Origin of the sequence: Spiroplasma mirum ATCC 29335 (assembly GCF_000565195.1) — a bacterium.
GTDB lineage: Bacteria > Bacillota_I > Bacilli_A > Mycoplasmatales > Mycoplasmataceae > Spiroplasma > Spiroplasma mirum.
In genome coordinates this window covers 50,129-75,126 of sequence record NZ_CP006720.1, presented here as the reverse complement: position 1 = coordinate 75,126, position 24,998 = coordinate 50,129, and the positions used below count along the sequence as shown (strand labels likewise).

At 32.7% G+C, this 24,998-nt stretch carries 14 protein-coding genes and 1 pseudogene; 1 reads left to right on the top strand and 14 read right to left on the bottom strand.

Features of this window, described 5'->3' with window-relative positions:
* Window positions 1-2: 2 nt before the first annotated feature.
* From P344_RS00320 to P344_RS00265, 13 genes and pseudogenes are all read right to left on the bottom strand, one after another.
* A complete protein-coding gene (locus P344_RS00320) occupies window positions 3-1,058 on the bottom strand; it encodes a DUF3137 domain-containing protein (RefSeq protein WP_025316902.1) in 1,056 nt (351 codons plus the stop codon).
* Between the two features lie 10 nt (window positions 1,059-1,068).
* On the bottom strand, window positions 1,069-1,680 hold the full coding sequence (locus tag P344_RS00315) for a LemA family protein (protein ID WP_025316901.1): 612 nt from the start codon (window positions 1,678-1,680) through the stop codon (window positions 1,069-1,071).
* A gap of 304 nt (window positions 1,681-1,984) precedes the next feature.
* Window positions 1,985-3,169: an elongation factor Tu gene (gene tuf, locus P344_RS00310; RefSeq protein ID WP_025316900.1), complete on the bottom strand. Its 1,185-nt coding sequence runs from the start codon at window positions 3,167-3,169 to the stop codon at window positions 1,985-1,987.
* Between the two features lie 106 nt (window positions 3,170-3,275).
* Complete coding sequence (fusA, locus tag P344_RS00305) at window positions 3,276-5,360, bottom strand: elongation factor G (RefSeq protein WP_025316899.1); 2,085 nt, start codon at window positions 5,358-5,360, stop codon at window positions 3,276-3,278.
* A gap of 34 nt (window positions 5,361-5,394) precedes the next feature.
* The gene (gene rpsG / locus P344_RS00300) at window positions 5,395-5,862 is read right to left on the bottom strand and encodes a 30S ribosomal protein S7 (RefSeq protein ID WP_025316898.1); all 468 of its coding nucleotides are present in this window, start codon (window positions 5,860-5,862) and stop codon (window positions 5,395-5,397) included.
* A gap of 44 nt (window positions 5,863-5,906) precedes the next feature.
* Complete coding sequence (gene rpsL, locus P344_RS00295; RefSeq protein WP_025316897.1) at window positions 5,907-6,326, bottom strand: 30S ribosomal protein S12; 420 nt, start codon at window positions 6,324-6,326, stop codon at window positions 5,907-5,909.
* A 201-nt stretch (window positions 6,327-6,527) separates the two neighbouring features.
* Window positions 6,528-10,266: pseudogene (gene rpoC / locus P344_RS00290) on the bottom strand (DNA-directed RNA polymerase subunit beta').
* A gap of 33 nt (window positions 10,267-10,299) precedes the next feature.
* On the bottom strand, window positions 10,300-14,190 hold the full coding sequence (rpoB, locus tag P344_RS00285; RefSeq protein WP_025316896.1) for a DNA-directed RNA polymerase subunit beta: 3,891 nt from the start codon (window positions 14,188-14,190) through the stop codon (window positions 10,300-10,302).
* 155 nt (window positions 14,191-14,345) lie between these two features.
* Complete coding sequence (locus tag P344_RS06925) at window positions 14,346-14,501, bottom strand: hypothetical protein (protein WP_169728169.1); 156 nt, start codon at window positions 14,499-14,501, stop codon at window positions 14,346-14,348.
* Window positions 14,502-14,985: 484 nt separating this feature from the next.
* Entirely contained in the window at window positions 14,986-15,900 is a 915-nt protein-coding gene (locus P344_RS00280) for an ABC transporter permease (RefSeq protein ID WP_025316895.1), read from the bottom strand.
* 1 nt (window position 15,901) lies between these two features.
* Window positions 15,902-18,070, bottom strand: a complete 2,169-nt coding sequence (locus P344_RS00275) for an ABC transporter permease subunit (RefSeq protein WP_025316894.1) — start codon at window positions 18,068-18,070, stop codon at window positions 15,902-15,904.
* A complete protein-coding gene (locus P344_RS00270) occupies window positions 18,054-19,625 on the bottom strand; it encodes an ABC transporter ATP-binding protein (protein ID WP_025316893.1) in 1,572 nt (523 codons plus the stop codon). Before P344_RS00270 ends, P344_RS00275 begins: the two co-directional genes overlap by 17 nt.
* Before the next feature lie 12 nt (window positions 19,626-19,637).
* Entirely contained in the window at window positions 19,638-21,044 is a 1,407-nt protein-coding gene (locus P344_RS00265) for a BMP family ABC transporter substrate-binding protein (RefSeq protein WP_025316892.1), read from the bottom strand.
* Window positions 21,045-21,659: 615 nt separating this feature from the next.
* Here P344_RS00265 and P344_RS00260 point away from each other — a divergent pair.
* Complete coding sequence (locus P344_RS00260; RefSeq protein WP_148552263.1) at window positions 21,660-22,085, top strand: hypothetical protein; 426 nt, start codon at window positions 21,660-21,662, stop codon at window positions 22,083-22,085.
* A gap of 32 nt (window positions 22,086-22,117) precedes the next feature.
* Here the strand turns inward: P344_RS00260 and P344_RS00255 are convergent, their stop codons facing one another.
* Complete coding sequence (locus P344_RS00255) at window positions 22,118-24,973, bottom strand: ring-infected erythrocyte surface antigen domain-containing protein (protein ID WP_025316890.1); 2,856 nt, start codon at window positions 24,971-24,973, stop codon at window positions 22,118-22,120.
* Window positions 24,974-24,998 lie beyond the last annotated feature (25 nt).

The following is a 24,998-nucleotide window of genomic DNA, read 5'->3' as shown; positions in this document are numbered from 1 at the left end:
TCTTATAAATCTTCCCCAATTAAATCGTAAGCAGCTACTCATTCAAATACACGACGAAAATACTGGAGATCAGCAATAATTTTGTTGCAAATATCATTGGGAATGTCTTCTCAACTACCTTTTAAATCAATTCCGGCTAAGGCTCCAGTTGGATCTTGCCAACCCCCCACACTGAATTTTTCAAAACCATAGGTTAAGTAATTTTCGGTGAAATTCATCTGTGGAATATTATTAACAGTATTGCCCAAGTTGATTAAATTAGCAATAACTTTTGGGACTAATAACTTCCGAATCATAATTTGATCATCAGCATCAACCGCATACATTTTTTCAAATTCACTTGATTCTAAATTAGTATTGTCCTTAGTTTTAAAAATTTTTAAAAATGACTTTGCTGGTTTAATAACAGCATTGACTTCAATATTTTTATTTAAAATAATACTATTTAAAAAGGGGAACCGGTTTCAATAATATGTTGTGCGGCGGCGACCCTGGCTATCAACATAACTACGGCGAATTTCCTGGGTTAGGGTTCCAAATGAACAACGAAAATTACGATGATGTAAATTAAGAACGCGGTCCACTCTAATTTTACCTTCACAGGGAACAAAAGCATTAGGTGCAATTTTAAAATTCGTCGAAATATCATCTAACTCGATTTTTCCAGCGAATTCATCTAAAAAAGCAAGTTGATAATATTTTTGAAAATCTAAAACTTTTAAAATCTTTTGTTCATAATTATCGGATATATATCATTTTACATAAAAAATAATCCCAATCAAAAATAACAACGCCCCAATTACTAAAAAAACAATGTCAACAATCAAAAAAACACCGTGCAATGACTTACTAGCCGCAAGAAAATAAATTGTAAAGACAAGAAAAAGTAATCCCGCACTCAACATAATTGCGGCAAATACTCGTAAATTTTTTGAAGAATACTTAAAACTTATTTTATGGTTACTAAATTGTTGTAATTTATCATTAACATCATTCGTAATTGTGGTGATTCAGCGTTTTGACTGCGGAGTTACTGTCGAATTTAAATTATTTGTCATCAGCTATTAATTATTGTCCTAGATCAATTTTAACATCTTGGCGATCAGCAGGAGCTGCTTCAAAATATAAATATGTTTGCGCATGAATAGTTCCGGCCGCTACATTTGTTGGTCAGGTTTTAATTCTTCCGTTAAAATCACGAACTTCTGAGTTATAAAATCTACGAGCAGCAGCAATGTTGTCCTCACAATCTTTAATCCCTGTTTGTAATTCAATTACACTATTATTAGCTTTCAAATCAGGGTAATTTTCCATTAACATGTTAATGCGTCCCATTTGGTCACTAATAGCTTTGTTAATGCGATCAACATCTTTTATTTTAAAAGGACTTGTTTGACTTCTCAATTCAGTAATTGTTGATAATGTTGATTTTTCATATTGCATATATTGCTTTGTAGCATCAACTAATTTAGTTAACATGTCCATTCTTCGTTTTAATTGCACATCAATATCCGATGCTGTCTCTTCAATTCGTTGTTTTTGACGAATTAAACTATTTCTTGTTCCAATAAAAATAAAAATTGGAATGATTAAAATAAATGAAATATATACAAAAAACTTCCCAAAAGCAATTGCTTTTGCTGGTTCTTCAACATTATTGACTGTTGGGTTATATGCCATCTTGTTAACCTCCTTTAAATGACTTAATTAGAATTATAACTAAAAATCCATTAAAAACAAGCGTTTTTAAGTAAATCTTCTCGTTATGAAGATAAATTAGAATAAATAATCATAAAAAATACCTAACAAATAATCCTTGATTATTAGGTCCTTTGCATACTCTGTTAACATTAATATCTAATTTACATTTACAATATAACATATTTTAGGGGTGTGAATTAATATTAATTTTAGACAATTTAAATATTTAAAATAAAAAAATAATAACTTACGAATAAGTTATTATTTGATTGTGTCTTTACAATTATTTAATAATTTCCACAACTGATCCAGCGCCGATTGTTCTTCCACCTTCACGAATTGAGAATTTAGTTCCTTGTTCAACAGCAATTGGACTAATTAATTTAACTGTTAATTCAACGTTGTCTCCTGGCATTACCATTTCTGTTCCTGCTGGTAATTCAATGCTTCCCGTAACATCAGTTGTCCGGAAGTAGAATTGTGGACGGTAGTGACCGAAAAATGGTGTATGACGCCCTCCTTCTTCTTTTGTTAATGCATAAACTTGCGCTTTGAATTCTTGGTGTGGTTTAACAGTCCCTGGTTTTGCTAAAACTTGTCCACGTTGAATATCATCACGGTTAACACCACGTAATAATGCTCCAATGTTATCTCCCGCTTCCGCGTAATCTAATAATTTTCTGAACATTTCGATTCCAGTAACAACTGTTTTGTGAGTTGGTTTAATTCCAATAATTTCAACTTCATCGTTTAATTTTAATTCTCCACGTTCAACTCGTCCAGTGGCAACTGTTCCACGACCTGTAATTGTGAAAACGTCTTCGACCGGCATTAAGAATGGTTTATCTTTATCTCTTTCTGGAGTTGGGATATAATTATCAACCGCATCCATTAATTCCATTACTTTTTCTTCTCATTGTGGTTCACCGTTTAATGCTCCTAATGCTGATCCTTTAACAACAGGGGCATTATCACCATCAAAGTCATATTGACTTAATAAGTCTCTAACTTCCATATCAACTAAGTCTAATAAGTCAGCGTCATCAACCATATCACATTTGTTTAAGAAAACAACGATTTTTGGAACTCCAACTTGTTTTGATAATAAGATATGCTCTCTTGTTTGAGGCATTGGTCCATCTGTTGCAGCAACAACTAAAATTGCGCCATCCATTTGGGCAGCTCCGGTAATCATGTTTTTAACATAGTCCGCGTGACCTGGACAGTCAACGTGAGCGTAGTGTCTTTTTTCTGTACGGTATTCAACGTGCGAAGTGTTAATTGTAATTCCACGTTCTTTTTCTTCTGGGGCGTTGTCAATTCCATCATAACCTTTAGCTTCTGCCAATCCTTTTTTAGCTAATACTGTGGTAATCGCAGCTGTTAAAGTTGTTTTACCATGGTCAACGTGTCCAATTGTACCTACATTTACGTGTGGTAAACTTCTGTCAAATTTTTGTTTTGCCATTTTATTTTTCCTCCCTAATTAATTGACAAATGTCATAACTATTTTAATAGAATTTATTTATATTTTCAATCCTTTTTTTTAAAATGGTAGACTAACCATGTATTTTTTAAGCAGTCGGTGCGGCTTTTCCTGATTTTTTAACAATTTCTTCGGTAACTGATTTTGGTGCTTCTTGGTAGTGTGAGAAGATCATTGTGTAGGTTCCTCTCCCTTGGGTAAAACTACGAAGGTCAGTCGCATAACCAAACATTTCTGATAATGGTACTTTTGCTTTAACAACTTGGGCATTTCCCCGTTGTTCATTTCCTTCAATTTGTCCCCGACGTGAAGACAAGTTACCCATTACATCCCCATAGTATTCTTCAGGAACAATAACTTCCACAGCCATAATTGGTTCTAAGATAACTGGTTTTGCTTTTTTAGCAGCTTCCCGTAACGCTAAACTAGCAGCAAATTCATAAGCCATTTGTGATGAATCGACATCATGGTATGATCCATCAAATAAAGTTGCTTTAATATCAATCATTGGATAACCAGCTAACTTCCCAGTTTGCATTGAATCTTCAAGTCCTTTTTTAACAGACCCAATAAATTCACGCGGAATTTTTCCTCCGACAATTGCATCCACAAATTCAAATCCTTTGTCATGGTTTGGTTCAAATTTAATTCAAACATGACCATATTGTCCACGACCTCCAGATTGTTTGATGTATTTTCCTTCAACTTCGGCGGTTTCTTTGAAAGTTTCACGGTATGAAACTTGGGGTGCTCCAATATTTGCTTCAACTTTAAACTCACGTTTTAAACGATCAACAATGATGTCAAGGTGTAATTCACCCATCCCGGCAATAATAGTTTGTCCAGTTTCTTCATCGGTTCATGTTCTAAAAGTTGGATCTTCTTCTGCTAATTTTGCTAAAGCTAAACTCATTTTTTCTTGGTCAGCTTTTGTTTTTGGTTCTAATGCTAAGTTAATAACTGGTTCTGGGAAGACCATTGATTCTAAGATTACTTCATTTTTTTCATCACATAAAGTATCTCCCGTTGTTGTTAATTTTAATCCAACTGCAGCAGCAATATCTCCCGCATAAACTTCTTCAATTTCATTACGGTTATTAGCATGCATCTGTAAAATTCGTCCAATTCGTTCTGATTTATCTTTTGTTGAGTTTAAAACACTGCTTCCTTTTTTCAAGACTCCTGAATAAACCCGGAAAAAAGTTAGTTTTCCAACAAACGGGTCAGTCATAATTTTAAAGGCTAATGCTGAGAATGGTTCATCATCTGAAGCATGTCTTTCCACTTCAGTACCATCTGAAAATATTCCCTTAATAGCAGGAATATCCACTGGTGACGGTAAGTAGTCAATTACTCCATCCAACATTGCTTTAACCCCTTTATTTTTAAAGGCACTTCCACAAAAGACTGGGAAAAATTCACTAGTTAAAGTTGCTTTACGCACTGCTGCTTTAATATCTGCAACACTAACATCTTGACCATCTAAATATTTCATCATTAGGTCTTCATCAAAGTTAGCAGCCGCTTCAATTAATTTTGTGCGGTATTCTTCAACTAAATCTTTCATGTCATCTGGAATTGCAATTTCTTGCGCTTCTTCATTTGGTTGGCCATCATAGTGGTATGCTTTTCTTTCAATAATATCAATAATACCACTAAACTGGTCTTCGGCTCCAATTGGTAATTGCACTGGGTGTCCATTACCTTGTAAACGTTCATGAATTGTTTTTACTGAATATAGGAAATCAGCTCCAATTTTATCCATTTTGTTAACAAACACAATGCGCGGTACTTTATATGTAGTAGCCTGACGTCAAACAGTTTCTGTTTGGGGCTCAACTCCTGACTGCGCATCTAACACCGCAACAGCACCATCTAATACCCGTAGTGATCTTTCAACTTCGACTGTAAAGTCAACGTGACCAGGAGTATCAATAATATTAATACGCATATGCTTTCAAAAAGCAGTTGTGGCCGCTGAAGTAATTGTAATACCTCTTTCTTGTTCTTGGGCCATTCAGTCCATTTGGCTGGCCCCATCATGGGTTTCACCAATTTTATGAATTTTTCCCGTATGGAATAAAATCCGCTCTGTTGTTGTTGTTTTACCAGCATCAATGTGCGCCATAATTCCAATATTTCTCGTATTTTCTAGAGAATATTCTCTTGCCATTTTTATTTTCCTTTCTACCTATAAATAACTTTTTTTATCAACGATAATGAGCAAATGCTTTATTAGCTTCTGCCATTTTATGGGTATCATCTTTTTTCTTAACTGCTCCCCCAACTCCGTTTGCAGCATCTAAAATTTCATTTGCTAATTTATCAGTCATACTTTTTTCATTTCTTAATCTTGCATAACTAATTAATCATCTTAATCCTAAAGTAATTTTACGATCTTCATTAACTTCAATTGGGACTTGGTAGTTAGCTCCCCCAATTCTACGCACTTTTAATTCTAAATGTGGAGTAATATTTTCAAGGGCTTTGTTAAATGTTTCTAACGGATCCGCATTTGTTTTTTCTTTAATTTTTTCAAAAGCTCCATACAAGATTGTTTGAGCAACTCCTCTTTTACCGTCAATCATAATTTTATTAATGGCACGTGTTACTAATTTTGAATTATAAATTGGATCTGGTAAAACATCTCTCTTTTCAGCTCTACGTTTACGCATTTTTCTTCCTCCTTCCACTAATAATCATTCCTTACTATTAAATTCTAAGATTTTGTTTTAGGTTTTTTTGCTCCATAAAGTGATCTTCCTTGCTGACGGTTATTAACACCAGCAGTATCCAATGTTCCCCGAATGATATGGTATCTTACCCCAGGTAAGTCTTTAACCCTACCACCACGAATTAACACAACGCTGTGTTCTTGTAAGTTATGCCCTTCACCAGGAATGTAAGCGGTAACTTCCATTCCGTTTGTTAAACGAACACGAGCATATTTTCTTAACGCTGAGTTGGGTTTTTTTGGTGTCATTGTTGCAACACGAGTACAAACCCCTCTTTTTTGAGGAGATGTCGTATTAGTTACTTTTTTTTGTAAAGAGTTCAGCCCACGGTTTAAAGCCGGCGCTTTTGTTTTTCAAACTTTATCTTTACGTGGTTTTCTAACTAATTGGTTAATTGTTGGCATCCTCTTGTTCTCCTTTCACATATCCGAGTGTATCAAACAATACAATCCACATATAATAATAGCGATTTTTTAATTAATAGTCAATATTATTATCATTATTTATTAAAATTTTATTTTTTAAATCATCGAGTAACTAAATCTCAATGATGCTAAGTATCTTAATAAAATAAAAAGTTTACAAGTTATTGTAAACTTTTATTCTTAATATTCTTCTGTTCTTGCCGCAATTCCTGCTTCAATAATTTCTTTCGATTCTTTTAAACCAGTTCCTGCTGGAATTAAATGTCCTAACATAATGTTTTCTTTTAATCCTTCTAATTTATCAACTTTTCCTTTGATAATTGCTTTTACTAAGACACGCGTTGTATCTTGGAATGAAGCAGATGATAAGAACGATTCTGATTCTAATGGTGCTTTTTTAATACCAAAGATGACATGCTTAGCGGTTGGTGGTTTTTTCATTGCCCGTACCGCATTAATTGTTTCAGTACGGTATTTTTTAATTGAAACAATTTCTCCTGGTAATAAGTCAGTGTCACCTGAATCAATAATTTTTACTTTGTTTAACATCTGTTTAACAATAATTTCAATGTATTTATCAGAAATTTCAATCCCTTGTAAACGGTAAACTTTTTGAACTTCTTTTAGAATGTAGTTATGAACATCTTCAATCTTCGCTACTTCTAATAATTCTTTAATATTAATTGAACCTTCAGTTAATTTTTGACCACGAACTACTTTATCACCAAGTTTAACCCTTAGGATAGCACCGAATTGGGTTTTATATTTACGTTCATCATTTTCTGATTTAACATGAATAATATATAAGCCACCTTCGTCTTTAATATCACTAATTTCACCATCAATTTCTGAAATAATCGCAATTGATCCTTTTGGTGTGGTAACATCTAATAATTCTTTAATCCGTGGTAACCCTTGGGTAATATCAGCCCCTCCGGCCACCCCTCCGGTATGGAAAGTACGCATTGTTAACTGGGTTCCGGGCTCTCCAATTGATTGGGCCGCAATTGTTCCAACTGCTTCTCCAATTTCAACTTCGTTTCCAGTTGCTAAGTTTTTACCATAACAAATCTGACAAACTCCTTTATTAGCTTCACATGTTAAAACTGAACGAATCATTACTTCTTTGATACCGGCTTTGATAATTCGTGCAGCATCTTCTTCTGTTAATAAAGTAGCGGCCGGAATAATATCATTTTCAGATAATTTAATATCACGTAAATTACAACGGCCAACTAACCGGTCTTTTAATGGCACAATAATATTTGAGTGTTTTTGTTCCACAATATCCGAAACCATAAACCCTTTACGAGTATGACAGTCCGGAATTGTTACAATAATTTCTTGGGAAACATCAACTAAACGGCGAGTTAAGTATCCAGAGTCGGCCGTTTTTAAAGCAACATCGGCCATCCCTTTCCGAGCCCCATGGGTTGAAATAAAGAACTCTGACACTGATAATCCTTCTCTAAACGAAGATTTAATTGGTAACTCAATAATGTCCCCTTTCGGGTTATTCATTAATCCCCGCATCCCAACTAGTTGGGTAAAGTTCGAAACGTTTCCCCGTGCTCCCGAATCAGCCATCATAAAGATTGGATTTTTTGGATCTTCCTTTAAAACATGTTCTAATTCATTTTGGATATTATCTTTTACCCGTGATCACACGTTAACAATTCTTGTATGTTTTTCTCGGGCCGTTAACATTCCTAATTTATAGTAGTCATTAATTTCTTGAACTTTTTGGTCAGCTTCTTTAAACTCAACATGTTTATGTTCATAAACTTTAACGTCAGCAGCCGAAACAGTAACCCCTGATTTCCCAGAGAATTTAAATCCTAAGTTTTTCATGTTGTCTAACATTTCCGCTGTTTTGTTAGCCCCGTATATTTTAAAGTAACGATCAATAATATTTGATAAGTCTTTTTTCTTAAATGGCGCATTAATTTTTCAATTTACCAAATACTCATGAAGATCAACATTATCTTTAATCATATTTCGTGGTGCTAAAGCAATTAAGTTTTCAATATTTGGTTCATTAATATATGGGAACTCTTCTTTAAAAATTTGGTTAAAGATAATTTTCCCGGGCGTTGTAATTAAGTAATCTCCCATATTAGCTTGTTTAAATTGTTTATTACTAAATGCTTTAACAGGAATAGCCACCAATGCATGTAAAGCAACACAATTAGTTTCATAAGCCATAATTGCTTCGTTAATATCTTTGAAAATTGAACCTTCTCCTAACTGATCACGTTCTTCATATGTTAAATAATAGTTTCCTAGGACCATATCTTGGGTTGGGGTAACAATTGGTTTTCCATCTTTTGGTCCTAAAATATTACGGCTTCCTAACATTAAACTTCTAGCTTCCGCTACTGCTTCATCGGTAATTGGAACATGGACCGCCATTTGGTCTCCGTCAAAGTCCGCATTAAAAGCAGTTGTTACTAATGGATGTAATCTGATTGCTTTTCCCTTTACTAATTTTGGTTCAAAAGCTTGAATTCCTAACCGGTGTAAGGTTGGTGCCCGGTTTAGAAGGACTGGGTGATCTTTAATCACTTCTTCCAACACTTCTCAAACTTTGTCATCTTGGTTTAAAATTAATTTTTCCGCCACTTTAATATTAGCGGCAATCCCATTTTTAACTAAGTATTGAATGACAAAGGGTTTAAATAAGGTAATCGCCATATCACGCGGCAATCCACATTGATACATTTTTAAATCCGGACCAATTGCAATAACGCTTCGCCCTGAATAGTCAACACGTTTCCCTAATAAGTTTTGACGGAAACGTCCCTGTTTTCCTTTTAAAATACTTGTTAATGATTTTAATGGTCGTTTATCTTTACCAGTAACCGGGCGTGCTTTTCGTTCGTTATCTAATAAAGCATCAACAGCTTCTTGTAACATCCTTTTTTCGTTATTAACAATTACACTAGGTGCCCCCATTGCTTTAACTTTTTTTAGCCGTTCATTACGAATAATAATCCGACGGTATAAATCATTAATTTCCGAAGTTGTAAATCTTCCCCCATCTAATTGAATAATTGGACGAATATCAGGGGGAATAACGGGAATTGCCCGTAAGATCATTCATTCCGGTTTACTATTTGATTTTTTTAATGAATCTAAAACTTCTAATCTTTTCATTAATTTATTTTGATCTAATTGCGTTCTTTTATCTTTTAAATCTTGTTTAATCTTGTTGATTTCAGCATCAATATCTAATTTTTTTAATAGTTCTTCAATTGCTTCGGCACCAATTCCAAATTTAGCATTTGTATGGCGATTAATAAATTGGGCACATTCATCCATTGAAAACGGTAATGAAGTATTTTTTAAATCCTCAATCATTTGTTCACCGACTTCATAAGCAATTGTATTTGGCTCAAGGGTATCTAAGATTTCGCGTAAAGTTTTTGTTAAACGTTGGCGAGTTTGAGCTGAGGTTTTGGCATTTCCTAAATCTAATACCATTTTTGGACGTAATGATTTGGCATCCCCAGCATCCAACACAATATAAGAGACAAAGTAAACAACTTCTTCTAACTCTTTAGTTTTCATATCTAAAATTAGGGAAATCCGACTTGGCGCTGCTTTTAACATCCAAATATGAGTAACTGGCTCTTCTAATTCAATATGCCCCATTCTTTCTCTCCGCACGATAGCTTCGGTAATTTCGACCCCACATCGTTCACAGATTTTACCTTTGTTTTTTGATTTTTTTATATTTCCCACAAGCACACTCAAAATTTTTGGTTGGACCAAAGATTTTTTCATCAAATAAACCATCACGTTCTGGTTTTAAAGTTTTATAGTTAATTGTTTCGGGTTTTTTAACTTCCCCATAAGATCAACCACGAATATCATCGGGATTCGCCAAGCCGATTTTAATCATACGTCCGTTTTTCATTTTATTATTTTCTACCATTTTTACTTTGCCTCCCTATTCTTCATCACTTTGATAATCTGGTTTAATTGGGTTATGATCACCATCATCATAACTATCCTCATCTGCATTTGGATCTTCTTCAATATTCAATTCGAATTCAGCATTTTCAATATTATCGTTATTTAGAATAAATTTTGAAATATCAAACTCATCTTCAAATTCATCAATTGTTGTATTAGTTAATTCTTCAATTACATAACTATCTTCATTATCATAACTATTGATATTTTTGATGTTTCCATCTTCATCAATCATTTGAATATTAAATCCTAACCCTTGAATTTCACGAGTTAAAACATTAAATGATTCGGGAATTCCTGGTTCAGGAATTTTCTTATCTTTAACAATTGCTTCGTAAGCGCGGGTTCTTCCTTTAATATCATCGGATTTGATTGTTAAAATTTCTCGTAAGGTATGCGCTGCTCCGTAAGCTTCTAACGCCCAAACTTCCATTTCTCCAAAACGTTGCCCCCCATTTTGAGCTTTTCCTCCTAACGGTTGTTGGGTAATTAATGAGTATGGTCCGACATTCCGAGCATGTAATTTGTCATCAACCATGTGAGATAGTTTTAACATATACATTACTCCCACTGAAACTGGGTTATCAAATTTTTCACCAGTACGACCATCAACTAAAATTTCTTTCCCGAAGTTTTTCATTCCTGCTTTATCCATTAGCTCAATTAATTCATCATTTGTCATTCCATCAAAAACTGGTGTTGAAACTTTTTGCCCTAATTTTTTAGCCGCCATTCCTAAATGAATTTCTAGCACCTGTCCAATATTCATCCGTGATGGCACCCCTAATGGGTTTAACATAATATCAACTGGGGTTCCATCTTCTAAGTGTGGCATATCTTCAATTGGTAAGATTTTTGAAATAACCCCTTTGTTACCATGACGACCAGCCATTTTATCTCCTTCTTGGATCTTACGTTTTTGGACAATATAAACTTTAACAACTTCTAACACATCAGCTGCTAATTCATATTTTTCACGAGGGAATCGTTTAATTGCTTGCACAATTCCTTCCCCCCCATTTGGTACTCGTAAAGAATTATCTTTAACATTTTTTGATTTTTCACCAAAAATTGCTTGTAATAGTTTATCTTCTGGTGAAAGTTGGGTTTGCCCTTTTGGGGTAACTTTCCCCACTAAAATATCACCTGGTTTAACTTCGGTTCCAATAATAACTAACCCGTCATCATCTAAGAATTTCCGCGCGTTTTCAGAAATATTAGGAATTTCTCTCGTAATTTCTTCTGCTCCTTGTTTTGTTTGGCGTCTTTCAATTGTATATTCTTCAATATGAATCGAAGTAAAAACATCATCCGCAACTAAACGTTCAGAAACAATAATGGCATCTTCATAGTTATAACCATTTCAAGTTGTAAAGGCAACCACTACATTTTGTCCTAAGGCTAATTCCCCTTTATCAATTGAAGGACCATCAGCTAGAATTTGACCTTTCACAACTTTTTGCCCTTGTTTAACTAACGGAACATGCGTTAAAGAAGTCCCCTGATTACTACGCACAAAAGTATCTAGGTTATATGTTTTTAACCCTTCTTTGGTTTTTAAAATAATTTTTGTAGCATCAACAAAATCAATTACTCCATCATATTGGGAAACAATTGCTAATCCCGAGTCTTTCGCTGCGGCATATTCAACTCCTGTTCCAACATATGGTGATTGGGGATTAATTAGTGGGATGGCTTGTCGTTGCATGTTGGCTCCCATCAATGCCCGGTTCGCATCATCATTTTCTAAGAACGGAATACAACTTGTAGCAATTGAAACAATTTGTTTTGGTGACACATCAACATAATCAACTTCAGTTCGTGATGCAATAATGTTTTCACCTTGGAACCGAGCAATTACTTGGTCGTCTAAAATTTTACCCTTATCGCTTAAACGAATGTTAGCATGTGCCACCACATAATTTTTTTCTTCATCAGCGGTTAGATAATCATTTTGACTAGTAACTTTATTATCAATTACTTTGCGGTATGGTGTTTCAATAAAGCCAAATGAATTAATTTTTGCGTAAGTTGCTAAGCTATTAATTAACCCAATGTTAGGCCCTTCTGGTGTTTCAATTGGACAAATTCTTCCGTAGTGTGAGTAGTGAACATCCCGTACTTCTAAACCAGCGCGTTCACGTGATAATCCACCCGGCCCTAAGGCTGTTAACCGACGTTTGTTTGTTAACTCTGCTAAGGGGTTAGTTTGGTCCATAAACTGTGACAACTGTGACAAGTTAAAGAACTCACCAATAATCGCTGATAAAGGTTTATTATTAATAATATTTGATGGCTTCATCTTGAAAATATTTGAAGTTGACATTTTTTCTTTAACATTTTTTTCAATTCTTAAAAGTCCAATTCGAAATTGGTTTTGTAGCAATTCTCCAATTGTACGAACACGACGGTTTCCTAAGTGATCAATATCATCAACTTCTCCAATATCATGTTTTAAGTTTAATAAATATGAAAAAGTTGCTAAAATATCTGGCGCTGTAACAAATTCATCCGTTGCGTTCGGATCAATTCCAATAATATTTTCAACTTGATTTCTTAATTCGTTATCAACGTATACTTTAATTTTTTGGATTTTATTATTACCGGGAATTTCAGTATTAAAGTAGACTTCTTCTAAACAAGCACCAGCTTTTAAAACCTCTTTTAATTTATTAACACTTTCTTTATCAAATAAAGTTCCCTCACTAAAAATTACTTTACCATTAACATCTTTAATGTCTTCTGCTAAAACCTTATTATAGATTCGGTTTTCAACTGATAATTTTTGAATTAATTTGAATCTTCCGGCTTTCGTTAAATCATATTTACGTTTGTCAAATAATAAACCATATAAATATTTAGTAGCTCCATCAGGAGTGGCAGTTTCTCCTGCACGGATTTTTTTATAAATTTCTTGGGCCGCTACTTGCTGATCATAATTAATATCACCACTATATTGTTCTAAATCATAAGTGTTTCCAACATATTTATTATCACCAAAAATATCAAAAACAGTTTCTTTGGTTACTCCTAAGGCTGTAAATAAACTAGCCACCGAAACTTTTCTTGATTTATCAATTTTGACATAATAAACAGTGTCAAAACGTTCTTCTTTTCCAGTCTTAATTTTTTTCATATCTGATTCAAATTCTAACCATGTTCCCCGAGACGGAATTAGATCAACATAATAAATGTTTTCTCCGGTTTTACGGTTAAAATCTTTTTTATAATAAGCCCCTGGTGAACGGACTAATTGTGAAACAACAACTTTTTCTGAACCATTAACAATGAAGGTTCCTTTTCCAGTCATTAACGGAAAATCACCAAAAAAAACTTCACCAATTTTTTCAATTGTGATTTCAATGACTAATTTTAAATCTGTTCGTTCTTTAATTGTTGCAATGCAAGTTGCTTCTTCATCTCCTGAATGGATGTCGAAATACACAACATCAGCTGTTTTTTTCAAAATAGTAATATTATGACCGATTTTTTCTTCAATTCATGACTTAATTAATTCAGCGTCACCTTTAATGAGTCCTTTTTCAATTTCTAAATCTTTTGAATTAATTGTTAGTTTTAAATTTGAATAAATTGGTGCTTCATAAATCTTAGATTCTTCTTTAGATTGGGGAATTGTTCGTCGTGGTTCTCTAAATTCTCAATCTAACATTTCTAAAATAACATTCTCTTCATGCCCAACAATTGGGAATACTTCTTCGAACACTTGGCTAATTCCTTGTTTTTTAAATCAATCATACGTTTCAGTTTGAATTTCAATTAAGTTCGGCAGGTCCAAATTCCCACTTACTTTTGTATAATCAATTCTTTTAGCGTAATGCCCAAATTCTTTTTCTTTTAATGCCATTAATTTCTAAACCTCACTTTTCAAAATTTTCACAATATATGCTTATAAATTTTATATTGGTTTTGTAAAAAAGTCAATAAATATTTGGTTTTATTTTAAAATTAAAAATAGTCTTAATTTAAAAATCAAGACTATTTATTCTTTAAAATCTCGGGTTATTTATGACGAGCACACACATAAATCTCATCATTTACTGAGCCAACCATTCCTTGTTTCATTTTATTAAATAAAACATTAGCAACAGCTCCTCCCTTTCCCACTCTCTCTTGTTCATTAACACATTTAAAACATCTTGGATCAAAATCTACCATCTTATCCCTCCTTATTTGTGGATAATTATATTTTAAATTTTTCTGAACTAAAAAGCAAATTTCAAAAGAGATATACCCCTCGGATTATTAAACAATATCACTAAAAATTTTAGTTGCGATAATTTTTTATCGGAAATTTGTTTTTTTTTATAATTAGAAAAGTTTATAATAATAGGAGGAAAAGAACTATGAAAATAGTCCAAACTAAAAATATGGATCAAGAGGCCCTAGAAATTGTTAACCGCTATTTAACATTAGGGGAAGATATTTAAGAATATCTTAATGTCTTGAAACAACAAATTATTCAAAAAAAGAAAGTAATGATCCTAATCAAAATCTTTAAGCAGAATATGATGAAAAACTATTAGACGCAGTGAAAAAATATTGAAAAGAAGGACAACAAATTTAATAGTCCTTTTATAAATAAAAATACCTATTATAATAATAGGTATTTTTATTTTAGATAATTAATATTAAAGTTTTCTTACCGTAAAGATTTATTAAATGGAATTCCATCAGATTTCGGCATTTTCGAGTATTTTGAAAAGGCGACCATTGTTACTAAAGCTAGAGCAAATGGAATAATTTTTAATAATTGGTTTGAGGGATCAGCAATATTTCAACCAGTAAATCTTCATAAACTATTAGCTAGAGCAATTAGGAAACTAAATAGCATACTTCCTAGAGTAATATATTGAATTCTTCATTGACCAAAAATCATAATTGCTAAAGCAATATAACCTTGTCCTTGGACATCACCACGGAATTGTCCTGATACAAAGTGGGTAAACATTGCACCAGCTAAGCCCGCTAAACATCCTGAGATAATTACCGCTACATATCTAGTTTTAATAACACTAATTCCCGCTGCATCAATGGCATTAGGGTTTTCCCCGGCTGCCACATAGCGTGTTCCTCTTTTAGTAAATCTAAAGAAGAAGAATGTGAATAAGGCAATCACCACGGCAATAATAACAAAGATGGTTACAATTTGATATTTATCAATTCCAATGGTTGTAAATCCAGTTTGGATCATGTTTCCGGGTGCTAAGGAAGGAATTGTTACAAAGAACAATCCTAATCCAGTTGCTAACAAGTTAATAGCGGTTCCGGATATGACTTGTTGGGCGCGCAAGGTGACCGAAGCAAACGCATGAAGGATGGCAAATAATCCGGCAATCATTGAAGATATTACTAATGCTACTAATTGCATTGCATTTCCCTGTTGGGCAAAGGCTTTTCCTAATAAAGCATACACTAAAGCCCCAATAATCATCATCCCGTCAATGGCAATGTTAACAACTCCGGCGCGTTCTGAATAAAGTCCAGCCATTGATGCAATTAATAAAACAGCAAATAATATGGAACCATTGGCAAATAATTGACCTGCAGCTGACATCTTATTCCCCCCTTTTCTGAGCTAATTTTGCTTTTTTATAAGTTTCTTTTTTACAAAGTAATTCTTGGCGTAATAATTTATTATTATCTTTTAACGCTTGAATAATTAAGGATACTTCGTGATTATATTTATTACGTAATTCCGGCAATTTATTTTGTTGCTCAATTCGTAATTTTTCTAAATTAGCAAGGTGTTCTTTTTTAAGTTCTTGTAATTTAAGGTTTAAATTTTCTTTAATTGTTGCCACTTGTTGTTTTATTACTGAATCATTATCACAAGCTAGTTTTAATTCTTTTAGCTGTGCTTTAATCTGTTGTTTGGCAATTTTTTGTTGTTGTCTTAAATCATGTAATTGTTGTTTATGTTTAATTTTTAACGCTTTAACTTCACTATTCAATTTTGCCATTGTTTCTTTTTCATGTTGTTTTAATAACACATGGTCATTTTCATATTGATGATGAATTTGGTCAAAAATTGGATAGTAACTTTCTTTTAATACTTTAATTTCCTCATTTTGACGCGAAATTAATTCACTATACGCTGAGTGTAAATTAGTTAACTGTAGATAAGCATCTTTTTTATAATTATTTAATAATTCATAACATTCATGTTTTGCTTTTCCGGCTAACTCTTTAACAGTTTGTTCATACTGTCTTTTGGCAAAAGCAACTTGTTGTTTTTTCAAGGTATACTCTGTATTTGCTTGCACATAACGATCCACTGCCGCGGCAATTGAACCAAAAATAGCATTGTTGTAACTAGTTCGAATTGCTTTACGCCCTTCCATAAATAAATTTTTGTAACATTTTTGAATAAAGAAATTAATTTCAGTTTTTAAATTATTTATTCGACCAACTAAGTTAGTTAATTGACTATTAACTTCTTCTTTATAATTTAAAACTTCTTCTTTATTACCTTTTGCTTTTAAAACTTTTAGTTGAACATGGTATTCTTTATTAATATTTTTAATTTCTTTTTTATATTCTTTAATTTTTAGTCGATATTTTTGATATTCACCCCATACATCTTTATTATTATAAATATTAAATCAACGGCGAATTCATAAAATCGGTTTTAAATATATAAATAACGCTGAAATAGCTGTCATATAAATAATAATTCCGAAAATTAATTGTCCCATTTGTTTTGACATTTGGAGCGCTGGAAGTTGGGTTGTTGCCATCGCTGAAGTCTTAATAATCGCCCATAACAGCGCAATTGGCAAGATGGACAATCCGTTCGTAAAGGCAACTAACGCTACCGCAATCGCATCAAACCCGACACTTGGCAAGGCATCAGTGGTGAACTGCAACACCGTTGACTGGGTCATGTAATAAAGCATTCCCAAGACGCCGGCGAGTCCCCCGGAAATTACCATTGAAACAATTATATAGAATTTAACATTTGTTCCGGCATATAATGAAGCATCACGTGATTTCCCAACTGCTTTAATTCTAAATCCTAACACTGTGTAGTTAATAACAAAGATTGCTAAGGCTAATAGAATAATTGCAATAATAAATGGAATAATTCAGTTTTGACCATTTAGTGCCAAGTTAAAATTATCAGTAACTTGGGTAATATCTTTGGTTGAGTTCCGACTTGCTTCTCATAACCCAAATGATTGGTTCATAAACATCCATTTCATTACATATCAAACAATTCAGTTTAACATAATTGTTGTCACAACTTCGTGGATATTAAAGTAAGCTTTTAACGCTCCGGCAATTGCTGCTAAACAAGAACCAACTAGAATGGAAATTATCAAAGCACTAACAACTCCTCCTCCTTGTGAAATATGGGGATTTTTTAATCCCAACACTAAACTCATACTTCCTGCTAATAACATTTGGCCTGGCGCCCCAATGTTAAATAATCCGGCTTTAAACCCAATTGCAACAGATAACCCCGCCACAATATAAATTGCTCAGTATGTTAATGTTTGATCTAACATTAGCGGTTGGAATGCTAATGAAAAAACATATTTAAAAAATAATAGTGGATTAGCATCATTAGCACCAAGAATAATGAAACTTAAAATTGCTCCGGCAATAATGGCACAAATTGAAGCTTTTACATAGTTCATTTTTGTTTTAAACTCATTAGAACGAAAGAAGATTCTTGTCTTTTGCGTTAGCAACCAAGAATTGTTTTTAATTGCTTGATTCATATTTACCTTCTCCTTTGCTACTTTGGTGATATGTACCTGCCATCATTAATCCAATTTCTTCACGTTTTACTTGATTACCAGCAACTTCTCCACTAATTTTACCAGCATGTAAAACAATGATCCGGTCTGCTAATCCCATAATTTCTTCTAATTCATAAGAAACTAATAAGATTGCATTCCCATTTGCTTTTTCTTCTAAAATTTTAGTATGAATATATTCAATCGCCCCAACATCTAATCCCCGTGTTGGTTGGACAATAACTAAAATTTTATGTTTACGGCTTAATTCTCGTCCAATAATTAATTTTTGTTGATTACCCCCTGATAATCCCCGTGCTACTGCGAATCCTGAGTTTGCTCCCCGAACATCATATTTGGTAATGATATCTTGAGCATATAACTGGATCGCTGATTTATTTAATAATCCATAATTTGAAAATGGTTTTTTATCAACATTTTGTAAAACAACATTGTCAATAACATTGAAGTCTAATACTAACCCATGTTTATGACGATCCTCAGGAATATGTGACATTCCATTTTCATATTTTTGATGAATTGATACTTTTGTAACATCAATGTTATTAAAAAGAATTTTTCCTTGGTGGAAATGTTCTAATCCGGTAATTGCATTTACTAATTCCGACTGTCCATTTCCTTCAACTCCGGCAATCGCCACAATTTCACCAGCATGCACTTCAACATTAAAGTTATCCAACGCCATTACTTTAGTAATTCCTTTTTTCTTAATTGATAAGTTTTCAACTTTTAAAAGAACCTGAACTTGTGGTTCAACTCCTGTGTTCTTAATTTCAATTAACTGACGGCCAACCATTGCTTCGGCAATTTCTTTTTGGGTTTTATCTTTTACACTAAAAGTATCAACTACTTTTCCCTTACGAATAACCGTTGCACTATCAGCTACTTTTTTAACTTCATCTAATTTATGCGAAATAAAAATAATTGTTTTACCATCTTTTTTTAAATCTAACATAATATTTAATAACCCTTCAATTTCTTGGGGTGTTAAAACCGCCGATGGTTCATCAAATACTAGAATATTTGCTCCGCGATAAAGAATTTTTAATATTTCTACCCGTTGTTGCATTCCAACTGAAATATTAGAAACTTTTGCCCGAAAATCAATTTCTAAGTTATATTTTGTTGCAATTTTTGAAATTTCACGAATTTCAGAAGTTCTATCTAAAAACACTTTTCCGGTAATCTTTTCATGACCTAACGCAATATTATCTAACACTGTAAAAATATCTACTAGTTTAAAGTGTTGGTGAACCATTCCAATTCCCAATTTATTTGCTTTAATTGGATTACTAATATATTCGGACTTTCCATTAACAAAGATTTCACCTTTTGTTGGTTCGTATAACCCAAATAAAATACTCATTAAGGTTGATTTTCCGGCCCCGTTTTCACCAATTAGCGCATGGATTTCACCTTTTTTAACTTTTAAAGTAATATCATCATTTGCCACTAATTCGCCAAAAATTTTGGTAATGTTATTCATTTCAATTGCATATTCATTTTGACTACTCATACAATTTGCCTCCTACAATTTATCCTCAATAGCTTGTCAAATATAATCTTTTAATTCATCTTGACTTTGGTAAGTATTTGCCAAAGTACCTGGGAAGAATTTTGCGGCCACTGGCTGGTTTCCACTAATTCCAACTGAATAAACTGCTTCTAGAACAGCAACGATTTTATCAAACGCCGTATCTTTTGCACTATCATCACTAGTATTATGAATTAACTCCGTAACTGTTTTAGGAATTGATTTTGTTGGTTCAATTCCAGTTCAACTTGGGTGGCGTAGTGAAGATTGGTCAGTATTAATTCAACAAGTATCTGTTTGTGGTTTATTTCAACTATTAGAACTTGGGTCAAACCCACAAGCTGAAGAATAAATATTTTTTAATGCATCTTGGGTCGATGTTGCAATTTCTTTTAACGCACTAGTAATAATATAATATTCACCATAAATTTTTGATTGTTCAGTATCAACACCGACAATTTTGGCATTTGATTTATTATATTTAATCCGATCAATTGTGTCTTGGGTTTGTGGTCCCGCCACTGGGAAAATAACATTTGCCCCTTTACTAATTAATGAATCAGAAATATCTTTTCCATGCCCAGCTTCAAATGATTGTGAAAATCATGATTCATCAGGGCTTAAAACATTTTCTACTTTACTAATTGAATTTAATGTTTTGACATCTGGGTTCAAGGTATTAACAAGGTTTAATACTACTCGTTTTAAAGATCCCAGTTTAGGATATTTTGGATCTTCTTTGATAATTTTGTTAAAAATATCAAAAGCAACTAAGAATCCTCACATATAGTTTGATACAGCCCTGGAATTGTCCATCCCCCCGTATGTTGCTATTTTAAGATTAGTTCCGAATTCTTTAATATTCGCATTTAGGTATACAGCTGCTGCTAAACCAGCAAAGAAACCTGATGATTCAGCTTCATATTGTAAACCAATAATATTTTTGGCAACTGGTTTATTTTTATCCATATCCAAATGAACTCCTTGACCAGAACCATCAATATAAATTAGATTATCAGCAAGATTTGCTGCCCAACCGATGGTATTTCCATGGTTAAACCCTGGTAAAATCATTGTTTTAGCTCCCGCAATTTTAGATGTTACATATGCCACCCTAAAATCAGATGTTGTTTGTGAAGCCGCTTCAAAATAACTTGCTCGTCATTTACTACTTTTTCATTTATCACCAGGTCCATAATGAGTTGGATCTTGCTTAGATACCAAATAAGCACTAGCTCCTTCTCATGCAGATTGATTAAATGAATTATCACTAATTGTTCCCCCATCAGTTATAACTCAAACATCACTATCAAAAGTGTATTTTTTGGTACATGAAACAACTGATGTTACTGATGTTGCCACTAGTGACAATGCCATTAATAATCCAAGAAGTTTTTTCATTCCATTAACCCCTCCTATATAATTTTTAAATTTGTTTTCAATTAAGTACTTTTTTTCATATAAAAATGATCGCAATATTATTTAATGTATTATTTCTTTGCCCTTATCAGAACTAACAACTACCAACTTTTCTTCACTTTATTGCTTAATTAAATTTTAAATTAATAAGATTGTAAGTCAAGAAACAAATTATCTTTTCTAAAAATTAACTTCTTAATTAAAAAAAAACACTTAAAAACAAAGAAAATTGTCATTAATTAAATAATAAAACTCTAGCCTTTATTTTTAATCTGAATTTCTGTCCTATTCTTCAAGAAATCTCCGTAGAAAAGAATGTACCGTTTAATTTCTAACACTATTATATATTAAAATAATATTTTTATAATTAAAATTTATTTTTTATAAAATTTTTATAAAAAATAACTCCTATTCATTTTTATGAAATCCTGTTTAAAACCAATCTTTATCATTGTTGTTTAAAAGAATTAAAATCTCAGTTAGAACTTAATTTTCATAATTTAAAAAAATATTTTAGTAGCGAATAAATGTATTATCCCCGGTTTATTAATAAAATTTAATTAGTATCAAAAATAGAAAGAAATGAGGTAAATAAATATGAAGAAAAAACTTCTTTTAATAATGGCTGGTTTCTGAATACTAACTATTATCTTTCTAGTAATTGGTCTGCGATGTTTAGGAGTAAAAATTGATAACGAGATGGGAGGAACAATAAACGGCTATAAATGCTTAGCTCCCGTTACTAAAAATATTTCAATTGGTAATGAAGCAAAAGAAACTGAATCCGGAGTTGACAATGCTCTTTCCAAAGATTATAAAGACTTAATTGATAGTCTAAAAGATCAAACAACCATTGCAGAAACGAGTGGTGTTCCACAGGATATGCTAGATGCAATGAACAAAGAAATTACTTTTTACCAAATAGTTAAAGTTGGAGTTATTTTTTTTTCAGTTTTCCTAGTCCCAATTGCTGCTGGTTTAGCAATTATTATCGGTGTTGTATGTATTTTTATTAAAAATTAAGTATAAAATAAAAAAATCCCTAAAGGGGATTTTTATTTTTTTGCTTTTTGACATAATTGACAATCTGTTTCATACGGAATGTCTTGTTTAGTATATTTTGAAACATTATGTAAATTAATATGGTTGTAATCTACCCGGTTCATGCATGTTCCTAAAATATCTTGAACTTTTCGTTTTGGATCTTTATTTTGGTATAAGTCTCCGCTTTGGTGAGACACCCCAGTAGTTGCTAAAGCACCATAAGTATTTGAACATCCAGTGCGATTATATAAGTTATAACGCGCTGAGGCAAAACTCATCCCATCCACCTTTGGATAGAACTGATCAATTGGTGTTACTCCCCGACGAAGTTCAATTTGTCTTAATTCATCTTCATCAAATTTTTTGGCTAAGTCATTAGCTTGTTTTTCTAATAATTCTAACTTCATTGTTAAGTCTTTAATATTTGATTGAATTTTTTTTAATGACTGCCCTTGTTCAAGTTGAGTATTTGTTGAATTAATAATTAACTGTTCTAACTTATCAATTTTGTTATTAAATTGACTAGCAAAAGCTGTTTGATTAGTTGTTAGATCACTAATTTCTTCACTAATTTGATTTGTTGGAAACCCTGGTGAAGAAACTGGTTCTTGTTTAAACACAGGGTTTTGAATCTCACTAGCAACCGGAGGGGTCTGCTCTTGTGAACTTGCTGCCCGAACGTTATCACTTTGTTTTTTAAGATTTGCTAAAACATCTTCATCTTCTAAATCACTAAAATCATCATTCATAATTTTGTTATCTAATTCATCCAGACTATAAGACACTTCATCTTCAAAATTTAGTTGAGCATTAACTTGTTCAGAAGCAACTGGATCTTGGGTTCTTGGTTCAGAAGGTATGTTAATGTTAATCAGTGTTTCTGCAAGAACTGGGCTCGAAGCAGTTTCGTTTGTTGGTTCATCCACAAATTCTTCCGAGCTCACTTCTTCATTTAATAATTCACCAACTGGGGTTGCTTCTGCTGTTACAACAGATGGCACAACTTCATCATTTTTTTCTTCTTCGCTAGTAGCTTTAACTGGTTTGGTAACCGGAACATCTAATTGTGATTTATCAAAATTATTTGTTAGAACATCATCTAATTCGGCTGATAAATTATCTAAATTATTAAATTCAGTAATCCCATGGTCAAGTTGTTCTAAATGTTTTAGGAATGCACTTTCTGCATCATCTTCTTCATTATTACGTTCTTCTAAACTATCTTCAGAACTTTGCTTATCATCTAATAATTCAAAAACATCTTCTGCAATATTCTCTTTAATTGTTTCCATTAAATCTTCAGAAACTGTTGGTGATGTTTCATAGCATGTATTTGTCATAAATGAATTTTCACTTTCTGTTGGTACTTCTTCTTGAAAATCATAGCCTTCTTGTTCAATTGGTTCTTGTTTGGGCTGATCATCACTTAATACATCATCTAAATTAAAATCTAACACATTATCGTTAATAAATTCTTCGGTGCTCATTGAGGCATTGCCAAAAATTTTAGTAACTTGCATTAATTTCAATTGTTTATCTGGGCTAAGATTTAATTTATTTGCTAAGGTATTGGCCTCTTTAGCTAAATTATTATAAATTTTAGCTTTCTTTTTAATTGCTTTTGTTGGTTGGGAAACTGCTTGGGCTTCCTCGTCAACTTCATTTTGTAAATTTTTTGCTTGTTGATATAATTGTTCTCATTTTACAAATAACTTTTGTTCTTTTTTAGAATAATTAACTTGGTAATTACTTTCAATGATATCATTAAGGGCTTCATCAAGATTTGAATCCACGTTGTTATTTGTTAAAACATCATTTTCTTCAATACTTGATGTCACCACCTCTGCTTCGTTAGGGGCAACAATTACTGGTTCTTCTGGATTGTGATTTGCAACTGGTTCAACATGGTCGGTTAAAATTTCAACATTCGCATTCGCCGCCACTGGTTGGTCATTTTTATAATCATATGTATTTGGTGAAAAACAAACTGTTTCTTGCAAGATGGCTTCTTGCGGTTTGCTTTCTGATGCAACTGGACTTGCAACTGGTTCATTTGGTAGGTTTTTTAAATCACTAGGTTTTACAGGCAGTGGTTTTTGCACTGCTTCAGCGGGACGATTCATATCATTAATTAAATTAGCAATTTCCGCTTCGTTTGCTTTATCGTTAGCAACATTAAAAATATCATCTAATTCAGCTTTTCTAAATAGTGTTTTCTTAGTTATTGGTGATGTTTCATTGTTATTATCATCCCCGTTTATTAAGTCATTGTTTTTGAAATTTGTTGCGCTGTCTGCGGTCTCGACGGTAGTCGCTCCAACTCCCGAAGTGACGCTTCCAAGATACTTTCCCTCTTTGTTTACCTCTCTTTCAAAACGTTTGTCTTCGCGGTAAACAATAATCATATTTCGTTCATCAGCATAGTTGCGGATTGCTTCAACATCAAATAGGGTTGATTCAATAAATAATAGTCCAACAAAGATAAAGGTTGGCATGATTAATGCTGATACTTTACCAAATACTAATGATGCAATAATTAATGCAACAAAAAACATTTTAATATAAGGCTTCGCAATGCGTTGTCCTTTTATTATTCTTGCTAATTCGAATGATGCTAATGCAATTGTTACTAATGCTGTAAATAATAATAAGGCAATAATTGCATAAGCTCATCCATTTCCAACTAAAGTATCAATAATCTTATCTTGTTTAAAAATTGTTTTTTGGAAAACATCATTAATATCAAAAATAGTACCGGGAAGCGTCACTTTAGCAACTACTAAAGCTTGAATAATAGCGGCAAAAATCTGGACAATTGCTCCAACAATGAATAATATTCAACCAAATATAACTAAAAATATAAACATTTTCTTTTTCCTTCCTAAAAATCTA